The 12,282-nt window shown below is 72.3% G+C and carries 10 protein-coding genes; 1 reads left to right on the plus strand and 9 read right to left on the minus strand.

Annotation, left to right across the window (positions count from 1 at the left end; all coding sequences use genetic code 11):
- Positions 1-48: 48 nt before the first annotated feature.
- Positions 49-909, plus strand: a complete 861-nt coding sequence (locus ACFC0Z_RS26010) for a 3-hydroxybutyryl-CoA dehydrogenase (RefSeq protein WP_376442425.1) — start codon at positions 49-51, stop codon at positions 907-909.
- A 116-nt stretch (positions 910-1,025) separates the two neighbouring features.
- Here ACFC0Z_RS26010 and ACFC0Z_RS26015 read toward each other — a convergent pair whose 3' ends face one another.
- From ACFC0Z_RS26015 to rplT, 9 genes are all read right to left on the minus strand, one after another.
- Positions 1,026-1,556 (minus strand): NUDIX hydrolase, encoded by a 531-nt coding sequence (locus ACFC0Z_RS26015; RefSeq protein ID WP_376442514.1) that lies wholly within the window; start codon positions 1,554-1,556, stop codon positions 1,026-1,028.
- 62 nt (positions 1,557-1,618) lie between these two features.
- On the minus strand, positions 1,619-2,962 hold the full coding sequence (locus tag ACFC0Z_RS26020) for a transcriptional regulator (RefSeq protein WP_376442428.1): 1,344 nt from the start codon (positions 2,960-2,962) through the stop codon (positions 1,619-1,621).
- Between the two features lie 280 nt (positions 2,963-3,242).
- Complete coding sequence (locus tag ACFC0Z_RS26025; protein ID WP_376442431.1) at positions 3,243-4,310, minus strand: PP2C family protein-serine/threonine phosphatase; 1,068 nt, start codon at positions 4,308-4,310, stop codon at positions 3,243-3,245.
- Between the two features lie 281 nt (positions 4,311-4,591).
- A complete protein-coding gene (locus ACFC0Z_RS26030; RefSeq protein ID WP_376442434.1) occupies positions 4,592-5,611 on the minus strand; it encodes a hypothetical protein in 1,020 nt (339 codons plus the stop codon).
- A 200-nt stretch (positions 5,612-5,811) separates the two neighbouring features.
- The gene (pheT, locus tag ACFC0Z_RS26035) at positions 5,812-8,340 is read right to left on the minus strand and encodes a phenylalanine--tRNA ligase subunit beta (RefSeq protein ID WP_376442436.1); all 2,529 of its coding nucleotides are present in this window, start codon (positions 8,338-8,340) and stop codon (positions 5,812-5,814) included.
- Positions 8,340-9,479 (minus strand): phenylalanine--tRNA ligase subunit alpha, encoded by a 1,140-nt coding sequence (gene pheS, locus ACFC0Z_RS26040; RefSeq protein WP_376442439.1) that lies wholly within the window; start codon positions 9,477-9,479, stop codon positions 8,340-8,342. The genes pheT and pheS overlap by 1 nt, the downstream gene beginning before the upstream one ends.
- A 171-nt stretch (positions 9,480-9,650) precedes the next feature.
- Positions 9,651-10,769 carry an ATP-binding protein gene (locus ACFC0Z_RS26045; RefSeq protein ID WP_376442442.1) on the minus strand — a complete coding sequence of 373 codons (1,119 nt, stop codon included), beginning with the start codon at positions 10,767-10,769 and terminating at the stop codon, positions 9,651-9,653.
- Positions 10,770-10,850: 81 nt separating this feature from the next.
- Positions 10,851-11,690: a TrmH family RNA methyltransferase gene (locus ACFC0Z_RS26050; protein WP_376442445.1), complete on the minus strand. Its 840-nt coding sequence runs from the start codon at positions 11,688-11,690 to the stop codon at positions 10,851-10,853.
- Positions 11,691-11,814: 124 nt separating this feature from the next.
- Positions 11,815-12,201: a 50S ribosomal protein L20 gene (gene rplT, locus ACFC0Z_RS26055; RefSeq protein WP_017241732.1), complete on the minus strand. Its 387-nt coding sequence runs from the start codon at positions 12,199-12,201 to the stop codon at positions 11,815-11,817.
- Positions 12,202-12,282 lie beyond the last annotated feature (81 nt).

A 12,282-nucleotide genomic window follows, 5' to 3' on the forward strand; every position in this document is an offset into this window, starting at 1 on the left:
CGGAGCCCGCCGCCAGAGAAGAGCGAAAGGCACGAGGTGACGGACTCCATGGCCGACATTGAGCGCGTCGGAGTGGTGGGCTGCGGCCAGATGGGTGCGGGCATCGCGGAGGTGTGTGCCCGGAGCGGTCTTGAGGTGAAGGTCGCCGAGACCACCGGCGAGGCCCTCGAATTCGGTCGCACCCGGCTCTACAACTCGCTGGCGAAGGCCGCCGAGCGCGGCAAGATCAGCGAGGAGGAGCGGGACGCGACGCTCGCCCGCCTCAGCTTCACGACCGACCTGGGCGAGTTCGCCGACCGCGACCTCGTCATCGAGGCCGTCGTGGAGAACGAGCAGGTCAAGACCGAGATCTTCCAGGTCCTCGACCAGGTGATCACCCGGCCGGACGCCATCCTGGCCTCGAACACCTCCTCCATCCCGCTGGTCAAGCTGGCCGTGGCGACCTCCCGCCCCGACCAGGTCATCGGCATCCACTTCTTCAACCCGGCCCCGGTGCAGAAGCTCGTCGAGCTGATCCCGGCCCTCACCACCTCCGAGGGCACGATCAGCCGCGCCCAGGCCTTCGCCGAGAAGGCCCTCGGCAAGCACGCCATCCGCGCGCAGGACCGCTCGGGCTTCGTCGTCAACGCGCTCCTCGTGCCGTACCTGCTCTCCGCGATCCGGATGTTCGAGTCGGGCATCGCGAGCCGCGAGGACATCGACAACGGCATGGAGTTCGGCTGCGCCCACCCGATGGGCCCGCTGAAGCTCTCGGACCTCATCGGTCTGGACACGATCGCCTCGATCGCCGACTCGATGTACGACGAGTTCAAGGAGCCGCTGTACGCCGCTCCCCCGCTGCTCCAGCGCATGGTGGACGCCGGCCGCCTCGGCCGGAAGACGGGCTCGGGCTTCTACCCGTACGCCTGATCCCTCTGATCCATCCCCCCTGGCCTCACGGCCACCGGACGGCCCGAACCACCGCACAGGTACGGGCCGTCCGGCCTTTCCACGCCCGCTTTCCGCGCCCGCCTTCCGCGCCCGGCTCAGCCGAGGCGCAGGTGGTGGAGCATCAGCAGCCCCGCGGCCATGTTCGCGGCCGGGATCTCGCCCCTGGCGATCATGTCGGGGACCTCTTCGAGCGGGATCCAGGCCCGCCGCGAGGACTCGAAGCCGTCCTGCGGCGGTCCGGTGTACGTGGCCCGCTCGGCCCAGTAGAGGTGGTGACGGGCGTCGGTGAGGCCGTTCGAGGGCTCGACGGTGAGGAGATGGCGCAGCGGCCCCGGCCGCCAGCCGGTCTCCTCCTCCATCTCGCGGGCGGCGGCGGTCTCGACGTCCTCCCCGTCCTCGACGACACCGGCGGCCAGCTCCCAGCCCCAGCTGTCGGTGATGAAGCGGTGGCGCCAGAGCATCAGGACCTCGTCGGCCTCGTTCACGGCCGTCGCGACGGCGACCGGGCGGAGCCGGATCAGATAGTGGTCGAGGTGGCGGCCGTCCGGGAGCTCGACGTCCGCGAGGTTCACCTGGAACCAGCGGTTCTCATAGACCGAGTGTTCACTCAGTTTCGTCCACTGCACGTTCTTGCCACCTTCCAGCTGGTCGGTGCTTGTTTGGTGGCAATATCGCAGCAGTTGGCGGTTCACAGGGGAACGCGGAGAGCCCCGTCCACGATCGTCGCCGCCTCCCTGGCGTCGGCCGACCCGCTCGCGAGGAGATCCTCCCGCACCTGACGCAGCCGGTCCCGCAGCCGCCGCGACTCCATCCCCCGCGCCCGCTCGGTCATCTCCACCGCCGTGCGCGCCGCCCCGTCGGCCTCCCCCTGCCGCAGCTCGACCTGGCACAGCATGGCCAGCCGGTGCACACGCCCCCGGTCGTGCGAGGGCGTCCCCACCGCCGCCGAGGCGTGCGCGTGGGCCGCCGGAAGATCACCCAGTCTGAGCAGGGCCTCCGCGACCTGGACGTTGACGAGGCCCGGCTGGACGTACCCCGTCTCGGCGGGTTCCGCGCCCGGGCTGATCCGTTCCGCCTCGGCCTCGGCCCGCCGGATGCAGGCCAGCGCGGCGGCGCCATCCCCCAGATGGGCGTACGCCTTCGCCTGCATCGCCGTCAGATCGGCGGCGAGCGCCGGGGTGATCCGCTGCCCGGCCGCCCGCAGCGCCGCCTCCGCGAAGGCGACCGCCTGCCGGTACTCCCCCAGGAACAGCGACTGGTTGACGAGCAGGGCGATCACATAGGCACCGAGCCCCCGGTCCCCGCTCGCCTTCGCGAGCCGCAGCGCCTGGTGGAAGTAGCGCTGGGCGAGGCCGTGCGCGTCGGCGTCGTAGGCGCAGATTCCGGCCACCGCCACGAGGCCGCCCGTGGCCCGGTGCAGGCTCCGGCCGAGGGCGTCGCTGTAGACGCCCCGGAGCAGCGGCGCGGTCTCGGCGGTGAGGAAGCCGACGATCCGCGCGCGCGTCGCGATGCCCCCGGCCTTGCGGTACATCTGCTCGTAGTGGGTCCTGGCGGCGCCGAGGACGGCGATGTCGGCGGCCGAGACCGTCGTCCCCCGGCCGTCCCGCGAGACGTCCACGTCCTCCGGAGGGTTCTCCCACTCCCAGACCGGCATCACCGCCGGCGTGCCCGTCACGGCCTGCGCGCCGACGAGATGCGGCCGTTGCTGCTGGTCGGAGCGCCACAGAGCGGCGGCCCGCTCGACGAACCCGGCCAGCGGCGTGCCGAAGGCGGGCGGCGCCCCGCCCGGTACGCCGAGGCCGATGTCGTCCAGGGTGACCTGCCGGCCCAGCCGGGCGGCGAGCACCTCGCAGATCAGGTCGGGCACCTGGCCGCGCGGCCGCTGCCCCTTCAACCAGCGGGCCACGGCGGTGTGTTCGTACCGCAGGGCGAGCCCGCGGGCCCGGCCGGCCCGGTTCACGCGCGCGGCGAGCCCGGCGTGCGAGACGCCCGCCTCGTCGAGCAGGGCGTCGAGCAGGGTGTTGGGCTGCATGCTCCCTCCTGGTGGTTCAGCCTAGGGAAACCGCGAGGCGCGCGTGGCCGAATCCGAGCGGTCGATTTCGCACGGGGTGTGAACGAAGTACCCGTTCCTCCGGTCCGCGTACGCTGCCGGCCCCGGCCCCGCGCCGGTTGACTGTGCTTCTCGCCGCAAGGCGACGGCCGGGCCGCCGGCTCCCCCTCGTACAGTGCGGCCGCCCGGCCCGCGTCGCCCGCCCCGCTGATCTGCCCGACACTCCGTGGCGGGGCGGGCGGCGCCGGCCCCGACCCCTCGCTCACCAGTGGGACGAGGGGGTGGGCCGGGGGCGGCGCAGCCCGGGTTCGGCGGGCTGCGCCGGTACCCGGACACGGTCGTTGCGTACGGCGAGGAGCGCGACGTCGTCCGCGAGGCGGCCGCGCGTGTGGTCGAGGACCGCCGCCTGGACCCGGCGGACCAGCTCCGCCGGAGGCTCGCCGACGGCACCGGTGAGGGCCGCGTCGAGCGCGAAGAACCGGCCGCGGTGGTCCCGGGCCTCCTCGGCGCCGTCGGTGTGGAGGACGAGGGTCTCGCCGGGGAACAGCCGCGACCCGGCGTACGGCGCGAGCACCGCCGGCAGGGGCAGGACCCCGAGCGGTGGCAGCGGGTCCCCGAGCGCGAGCCGCTCGACGCGGCGGCCGATGCGGTACGGGTTCGGGTGGCCGCAGTTGAGGACGGCGAGCCGTCCGTCGGCCGCGACCTCGATGAGGAGCAGGGTGACGAACTCCTCCGCCACCGGATGGTCCGGCGCGGCCCCGCCGAGCGCCGGGTGCTCGTCCCGCGCCCGCTCGCGCAGGTGCCGTTCGAGCGCGCGCTCCAAACGGCGCAGGACACCGCCGAGTTCCGGTTCGTCGTGAGCCGCCTCGCGGAAACTGCCGAGGACGGCGACGACGGCACCCAGCGCGGCGAGCCCGTGGCCCCGGACGTCCCCGACGACGATCCGCACGCCGTACGGGGTGGCCACCGCCTCGTACAGGTCGCCGCCCACGGAGGCGTCACGGGAGGCCGACAACTGCCCGGCGGCGAGCGCGAGTCCGTCGAGACGGGCCGACGGCGGCCGGAGCAGCACCTGCTGGGCGGCGTCCGCGACGGCCCGCACCCGGGCCAGCTCACGGGCGAGCCCCCGCCGCACCCCGAGGACGAGGCCGGTGCCGACGGTCAGGAAGACGACGCTGGTGGCGATCCGCATCGGCAGCCCCGGCTGCCGGGCCAGCGGACAGCCGAACTTCCACGCCACGGCCACCGCGCCCCACGCGGTGGGAAGAGCGAGCGGGGCCAGCCGGCGGAGCCGGGAGCCAGCGGAGACCAACGACCTGGTACGGATCATGCACGGCCCTTCCCGAGCCACCGACAGCGCCCGAGGGCCCTGCGGCCCACAGGTCCGCCCCTGCGGCCGCGTCGATTCTGCCGACCGTACGGGTCACGGGGGAACACCCCCCGGGGATCTCACCCGAAGGAGTGAGCGCCCCGGGCGCGCCGCCGTTCGCCAGGGCTCCGCCAGGCGTACACCAGAGGGGCACCCGCAAGCGTGTGCCCCTCTGGTCGCCGCACGGTCGGCATGACAACCGCTCCCCCGTCCGAGGAGGTCTCCGCCTCAGTCGACCGGTGTCACCCCGTCCATGCCTTCCGCATGTGCTCCCGCGTGTCCCTAGGAGCTGCGAGCCGTTCGAACTCGTTCGGCGCGCGGCGGTACAGGCAATCGATGCCGTAGCGGTGCAGCAGTGCGACGTCCTGATCAGCGGGCCGTTCGGGAAAGAGCCCGCTCAGCCGTTCCGGCGGCTGCGGGCTGTGCGGCGCGTAGTCCAGGAGCTGTCCCAACGCCAGTCGCACGTACTCGTGACCGCTACCGCTCTTGGCCTCGATGACCTCCGTGCCGTCCCCGCTCACGACGTGGAGATCGGTCATGCCGGACGGCGTCCGCAGTCGATCGATCTGCAGCCCCTCCAACGTCGCCCTGTACTCGGTGACCAGAAGGGCTTCGGTGCGCCGGAGCTCTATCTGTCGCTCCTCCCGCACGTACACCGTGGACGACGTGTGCACGCCCTCCACCGGCACGACACTCGTGCGTCGCGCGATGGCCCGCGCCACCTCCGCGTCCTTCGCGAGCTTGCGGCGGAACTCCGTGACGGTGCCGATCCCGAGGCCTTCGAGGATCTCCTCGGCCTTGGTTCCCTCAAGCACCCGCAATCCCATGAAGTTGTCCCCGTGGTTGAAGCTGGGAAGATCCCAGATCTCCTCGTACGGGATGTCCGTCGGCCGGAACGCGATAAGGCTGTAGACGTTCAGCCAGCTGCCCTTCAGCGGGTCGCGGCTCCACATGCTGTCAGCGAAATCGGCGTTCCTGAAGACGAACCCCACTTCTCCGATCCCTCGCACCCTCTTCTTTCCCGTGAACAGGACCACGTCGCCCGTGCGGAGTCGGGACACCTTCTCGTCCTGTACCGAGGTAGCACCCCAGAACCGTGCCTCGCCGGACCCATGAAGCCTCATGAGCTCCTCATACTCGCCAGGCTTCAGAGTGTCCCGGCGAGAACCCGACCCGAAGACGACGTTTTGATCGAGTGTGTCCTCCCAGTGGCGTCTCGCGATCGGATTCCCGTAGGACGGTTGAATCGCTACGCGCGGCATGTCGTCGCTCCCCCCATGAGCACTTCTCCGGCACGCGGACTTCTGCCGGTAGGGCGATGCTGCCACACCGGCCTACCCGATCGGCAGGCTGGACGGTTCGGGGAGGGCGCCCCCGCACCGCGAGTGCCGGAAACGGCGGAGGGCCGCCCCGGGACGGATCCCGGGGCGGCCCTCCTGTGGTGCCGGTGTCGGCGGCCTGGTCAGGCGCCGCGCAGGACGGCGCCCGTGTGCTCGGTGGCCAGGGCGACGGCCGCGTCGCGGGCCGCGGTGGCCTCGTCGACCGTCAGGGTGCGGTCCGTGGCGCGGAACTTCAGCGCGTACGCCAGGGACTTCTTGCCCTCGCCGACCTGGTCGCCGGTGTAGACGTCGAAGAGCCGGACGGACTCCAGGAGTTCACCCGCCCCGCCGGCCAGGTAGTACTCGACCATGGCGGCCGGGACGTCCTTGTCGACGACCAGGGCCACGTCCTGGGTGGCGACCGGGAAGGTGGAGATCCGGGGGGCCTTCACGGCGCCCTGGTTCGCCTGCTCCAGGAGGTCCAGGTCCAGCTCCATCGCGCAGGTGCGGGCCGGGAGGCCGTACGCCTTGACGACGCGCGGGTGGAGCTCGCCGGCGTGGCCGACGAGGACCTTCTCGCCGTCGATCACGACGTGGAACGCGGCGCAGCGGCCCGGGTGCCACGGGGCGTGCTGGTCGGCGTCGATCAGCAGCTCGACACCGGCCTCCGCGGCAATGGTCCGGCCGGCCTCGATCGCGTCCGCCCAGTCGGACGGACGGCCCTTGCCCCACCAGCCGGCCTGCTCGCGGGCACCGGTGAGGACGACGGCGGCGTGGCGCGGCTGCCGGGGCAGGACCGCGTCGAGCCCGGCGATCTGCTCGTCGGACGGACGGCCGTCGGCGGGCAGCCGCACGGCGACGCCCGGCTCGCCCTCGGGACGGAAGACCAGACCGGTCTCGAAGAGCGCCAGGTCGTGGCTGCCGCGGCTGTCGTTGCGACGGAGCGCGCCGAACAGACCGGGGAGCAGCGTCGTACGGAGCGAGGGCTCCTCGTCGGAGAGCGGGTTGACCAGGGTCACGACCCGACGGCGGTCGTCGTCCGCGTCGAGGCCGAGCTGGTCGAGCGCCTGGGCACCGATGAACGGGTAGTTCAGCGCCTCGACGTACCCGGCGCCGGCCAGGGCGCGGCCCACGCGACGGTGGGTGCGCTGGCGCTCGGTGAGGCCGCGGCCCGCCGGGGGCTTCGGCAGCGTGGAGGGCAGGTTCTCGTAGCCCTCCAGGCGGATGACCTCTTCGGCCAGGTCGTTCGGCTCGGAGAGGTCGGGGCGCCACGACGGCACGGTCACGACGAGCTCGTCCTGGCCGTAGACGTCGCAGCCGACCTCCTGGAGGCGGCGGACGACGGTCTCGCGGCCGTACTCCATGCCCGCGACCTTGTCGGGGTGGTTCGCCGGCATGGCGATGGTCCGGGGCGCGGACGGGGCCGCGACCTCGGTGACGCCGGCCTCGGCCGTGCCGCCCGCGAGCAGCACGAGCAGGTCGACCGTGCGCTGCGCGGCCGCCGCGGCGGCCTGCGGGTCGACACCGCGCTCGAAGCGCTTGGACGCCTCGGAGGACAGCTTGTGGCGGCGGGCGGTCCGCGCGATCGAGATCGCGTCGAAGTGCGCGGCCTCGATGACGACCTCGGAGGTGCCGGTGACGAAACCGGTCTCGGGGTCGGTCACCGGGTCGGCGATCTCCGTGTTGGCGCCGCCCATGACACCGGCGAGCCCGATGGGGCCGCGGCTGTCGGTGATGACGAGGTCGGCGGCGTCCAGGACGCGCACGGCACCGTCGAGGGTGGTGATCTTCTCGCCCGCCTCGGCGCGGCGGACCCCGATGGGGCCGTCGAGCCGGGTGCGGTCGTAGGCGTGCAGCGGCTGGCCGAGTTCGAGCATCACGTAGTTGGTGACGTCGACGGCGAGCGAGATCGGGCGCATGCCGGCCTTCTGGAGGCGGCGCTTGAGCCAGATCGGGGAGTGGGCCTCGGGAGCCAGGCCGACGACGGTGCGCGCGGTGAAGCGGTCGCAGCCGACGGGGTCGGAGATCTGGACCGGGTAGCCGTACGAGTTCGGCGCGGGCACGTCGAGGAGCGCCGGGTCGCGCAGGGGCAGCCCGTACGCGGTGGCGGCCTCGCGGGCCACACCGCGCATCGAGAGGCAGTAGCCGCGGTCCGGGGTGACGGCGATGTCGAGGACCTCGTCGTACAGCTCCAGGAGGACGGTGGCGTCGATGCCGATCTCGTGCTCCGGCGGGAGCACGATGATGCCGTGCGTGCCGTCGTCGCCCATGCCCAGCTCGTCGCCGGAGCAGATCATGCCGCGGGAGACGCGGCCGTACGTCTTGCGCTCGGCGATCCGGAAGTCACCGGGGAGGACGGCGCCGGGCAGGGCCACGACGACCTTGTCGCCGACGGCGAAGTTCCGCGCGCCGCAGATGATCTCCTGGGGCTCGCCGGTGCCGTTGGCCTGGCCGACGTCGACGGTGCAGAAGCGGATGGGCTTCTTGAACTCCGTCAGCTCCTCGATGGTGAGGACCTTGCCGACCACCAGCGGGCCGGTCAGGCCGGCACCGAGCTTCTCGACGGCCTCGACCTCGAGGCCGGCCGAAATGAGCTTGGCCTGGACGTCTCGGCCGGTCTCCGTCGCCGGCAGGTCGACGTACTCCCGCAGCCAAGAAAGCGGGACCCGCATCAGATCTCCATCCCGAACGGCCGGGTGAACCGGACGTCACCCTCGACCATGTCTCGCATGTCTTCCACGTTGTGGCGGAACATCAGCATCCGCTCGATGCCGAACCCGAAGGCGAATCCGCTGTACTTCTCGGGGTCCACGCCGCAGGCGATGAGCACCTTCGGGTTGACCATGCCGCAGCCGCCGAGCTCGATCCAGCCCTCGCTGCCGCAGGTGCGGCAGGGGCGGTCGGGGTTGCCGACGGACTCGCCGCGGCAGACGTAGCAGAGCATGTCCATCTCGGCGGACGGCTCGGTGAACGGGAAGAAGTTCGGACGGAGCCGGGTCTTCATGTCCGCGCCGAAGAGCGCCTGGACCATGTGGTCCAGGGTGCCCTTGAGGTCGGCCATGGTGAGGCCCTCGTCGACGGCGAGCAGCTCGATCTGGTGGAAGACCGGGGTGTGCGTGGCGTCGAGCTCGTCGGTCCGGTACACACGGCCGGGGCACACCACGTAGACCGGGGGCTCCCGGTCGATGAGGGTGCGGGCCTGGACCGGCGAGGTGTGCGTGCGGAGCACGACACCGGACTCGTCGCCCGTGGTGACCTTGCCGTCGGCGGTGGTGCCCTGGACGAAGAAGGTGTCCTGGGTCTGGCGCGCCGGGTGGTCGGGGACGAAGTTGAGGGCGTCGAAGTTGAACCACTCCGCCTCGACCTCGGGGCCCTCGGCGATCTCGTACCCCATGGAGACGAAGACGTCGGAGACGCGCTCCATGAGCGTGGTCAGCGGGTGCCGGGCGCCGGCCGGGACGCGGTCGTACGGCAGCGTGACGTCGACGGCCTCCTCGACGAGGACGCGGGCGTCCCGCTCGGCCTCCAGCTCGGTCTGGCGGGCGGCGAGCGCCTTCGAGACCGCGCCGCGGGCCTGGCCCACGATCTTTCCGGCGGCGGCCTTGGCCTGCGGGGGCAGGGCGCCGATCTCGCGGTTGGCGAGCGCCAGCGGCGAGGTTCCGCCGGTGTGCGCGGTCTTCGCGTGCGCGAGCGCGTCGAGGTCGCCCGCGGCGGCGAAGGCGGCGATCGCCTCGTCCCGCATGCGCTCGATCTCTTCCGGTTTCAAGGCCTCGACCTCGACCGGGTCGTACGACTTATTCGGTGCCGACATCTCTTCCCGTGCTTCCGTTGGGCTGGCTGGGCGCGGCCCCGCTCGACGACAAGGGCGCAAACGTGCCAAAGGTCGAGTCTAACGGGGCGCTCGGACGGTGATGAGCCCGTGGGCTGGCCGGGCGATCCCTGAGTCTCTTCCGGATCCGTTCGAAACGGGTCGTGGATCTCGTCAGATGAGATGGGCCGGGGTGCCGACGGGCAGGATAAATCGGAACTCGGCGCCGCCCCGGGGGCCGCGCCCGACGGTGATGGTGCCGCCGTGGGCCTCGACGATGCCCTTGACGATGTAGAGCCCGAGGCCGGTCCCGCCACGTTTGCTGCCCCGCCAGAAGCGGGTGAAGACGCGGCTCATCGACTCCTCGGGGATGCCGGGGCCCTCGTCGCTCACGGTGACCTCCGTCCCCTCTTCGCCGTCGCCGCACGCCGTGGTGGGTGCCACTTCGATGGTGACGGTTCCCTCGCCGTGGCGCACGGCGTTTTCCAGGAGGTTGCCGAGGATCTGGTCGATCTTGTCGGGGTCGGCCCAGAGCGCGGGCAGCTGCGGCCTGATCCGGACGAAGAACCGGTCGGGGGACTGTCCGGCGGTCGTGTGGACCTGGACGTGGCGGCCGACGGCGGCGGCGAGGTCGACGGGCTGGCGGCGTACCTCCAGCCGGCCCGAGTCGATGCGGGAGATGTCGAGGAGCTCGGCGATGAGCCGTTTGATGCGGCCGGCGTCGGCGTCGACGGTCTCCAGCATGAGCCGCTTCTGCTCGTCGTTGAACCGCTCCCACTTGTCGAGCAGCGTCTTGGTGAAGCCCTTGACGGAGGTCAGCGGGGAGCGCAGTTCGTGGGCGACGGTGGCGATGAGCTCGGCGTGGCTGCGCTCGGTGCGGCGGCGGGCCTCGGTGCCCCGCAGGGAGACGACGACGCGCCGGACGGGTCCGGTGGGGCGCTCGCGGACGTACCGGGCGGAGACGAGGACCTCGCGGCCGCCGGGGAGCAGCAGGTTGCGTTCGGGCTGTCCGCGGCGCGTGGCGAGTCCGCCGTACGGGTCGGTCAGCGGCCACCAGCGGCTGCCCTTGAGGTCTTCCAGGGGCAGGGCCTGGTCGAGCGGGAGGCCGAGGGCGCGGTCGCCGGGAACGGCGGTGATGCGGCTGGCGGCGGCGTTGAAGCAGACGACCCTGCCGGTCTCGTCGGCGATGACGAGACCGTCGGGCAGGTCGTCGGGGTGGACCCCGGCGAAGTCGTCCGGCCGGTCCGGGGCGGTGCTCCGTGCCTGTGCGGGACTGTCCGTGCCGAGCGTCATCCCCGTACCCCACCCCTCCGTGTAGCGCAGTGGGCCCCCGAGTGGGTCACTCTACTGGGCGGCGGCGCCGGAATGGGCCGTTCAGCCGGAGGTTCGGGGCCGCTGGGCGCGGGCGGAGGCGTACAGGCAGACGGCGGCCGCGGTGGCGAGGTTGAGGCTCTCGGCCTTGCCGTGGATGGGTACGCGGACGACGGCGTCGGCGAGCGCCCTGGTCTCCTCGGGGAGCCCCCAGGCCTCGTTGCCGAAGACCCAGGCGGTGGGGCCGCCCATGGTGCCGGCGTCCAGCTCGTCGTCCAGGTCGTCCTCGCCCGCCCCGTCGGCGGCGAGGATCCGTACGCCCGCGGCCTTGAGCCCGGCGACGGCCTGCTCCACGGGGACGCCGACGGCGACCGGCAGGTGGAAGAGGGAGCCGACGGAGGCGCGGACCGACTTGGGGTTGTAGAGGTCGACGGAGGCGTCGGTGAGGACGACGGCGTCGGCTCCGGCCGCGTCGGCGCAGCGCAGCACGGTCCCGGCGTTCCCGGGGTCGCGGACGTGGGCGAGGACGGCGACCAGCTTCGGCTTCGCCGCGACGATCTCCTCGAACGGCGAGTCCAGGAAGCGGCAGACGCCGACGATGCCCTGCGGGGTGACGGTCTGCGAGACCTCGGCGAGGACGGCGTCGGAGGCGTGGTGGACCCGGGCGCCGGAGGCGAGGGCGGCCTCGATGATCGGGGCGTACCGCTCGGCGGCCTCGACGGTGGTGAAGAGCTCGACGAGGGTGGGCTCTCCCCCGGCCCCGCGGTGCTCGACGGCCTCGCGCACGGCCTGCGGGCCCTCGGCGATGAAGAGGCGGTCCTTGCCCCGGAAGTTGCGCTTGGCGAGCCGCCGGGCGGCGACGACACGCGGCGAACGCGGGGAGATCAGCTCGGGGGTGACCATGAGGTGCGGCGGTTCTCTCTATCGAGGGGGACGGCGGCGTCGGGGGCGCTTCGGGGGCGGACGCACCCGGACCCGCAGGCGCACGCGCCTGCGGGTCCGGGCAGAAGACTTGCGGCCTGGAAGATCAGGCGGCGGCCTTCGGGGCGTTGACGTCGGCCGGGAGGGCCTTCTGCGCGACCTCGACCAGTGCGGCGAACGCGTTGATGTCGTTGACGGCCAGCTCGGCGAGGATCTTGCGGTCCACCTCGATGTTGGCGGCCTTCAGACCCTGGATGAGGCGGTTGTACGTCATGCCGTTCTGGCGGGCAGCGGCGTTGATGCGCTGGATCCACAGCTGACGGAAGTCGCCCTTGCGCTTCTTGCGGTCGTTGTAGTTGTAGACCAGCGAGTGGGTGACCTGCTCCTTGGCCTTGCGGTACAGGCGCGAACGCTGACCGCGGTAGCCGGAGGCCGCCTCGAGAATCGCCCGGCGCTTCTTGTGGGCGTTGACTGCCCGCTTGACGCGTGCCACTTTTAACTCCTTGTAGCGGGGTCGTGGTGGTCCTCACACGACCCGAAAAACGAATGGATCCCGGTTCTCAGCCGGATGCCC

The organism is Streptomyces sp. NPDC056144, assembly GCF_042264145.1.
Classification (GTDB): domain Bacteria; phylum Actinomycetota; class Actinomycetes; order Streptomycetales; family Streptomycetaceae; genus Streptomyces.

Excerpts from the sequence above, each read along its gene's own strand:
- ACFC0Z_RS26010 (WP_376442425.1), top strand. The coding sequence starts at position 49 with ATGGCCGACATTGAGCGCGTCGGAGTGGTGGGCTGCGGCCAGATGGGT.
- ACFC0Z_RS26025 (WP_376442431.1), bottom strand. The coding sequence starts at position 4,310 with ATGATCCGTACCAGGTCGTTGGTCTCCGCTGGCTCCCGGCTCCGCCGG.
- ACFC0Z_RS26020 (WP_376442428.1), bottom strand. The coding sequence starts at position 2,962 with ATGCAGCCCAACACCCTGCTCGACGCCCTGCTCGACGAGGCGGGCGTC.
- ACFC0Z_RS26045 (WP_376442442.1), bottom strand. The coding sequence starts at position 10,769 with ATGACGCTCGGCACGGACAGTCCCGCACAGGCACGGAGCACCGCCCCG.
- ACFC0Z_RS26050 (WP_376442445.1), bottom strand. The coding sequence starts at position 11,690 with ATGGTCACCCCCGAGCTGATCTCCCCGCGTTCGCCGCGTGTCGTCGCC.
- ACFC0Z_RS26030 (WP_376442434.1), bottom strand. The coding sequence starts at position 5,611 with ATGCCGCGCGTAGCGATTCAACCGTCCTACGGGAATCCGATCGCGAGA.
- pheS (WP_376442439.1), bottom strand. The coding sequence starts at position 9,479 with ATGTCGGCACCGAATAAGTCGTACGACCCGGTCGAGGTCGAGGCCTTG.
- pheT (WP_376442436.1), bottom strand. The coding sequence starts at position 8,340 with ATGCGGGTCCCGCTTTCTTGGCTGCGGGAGTACGTCGACCTGCCGGCG.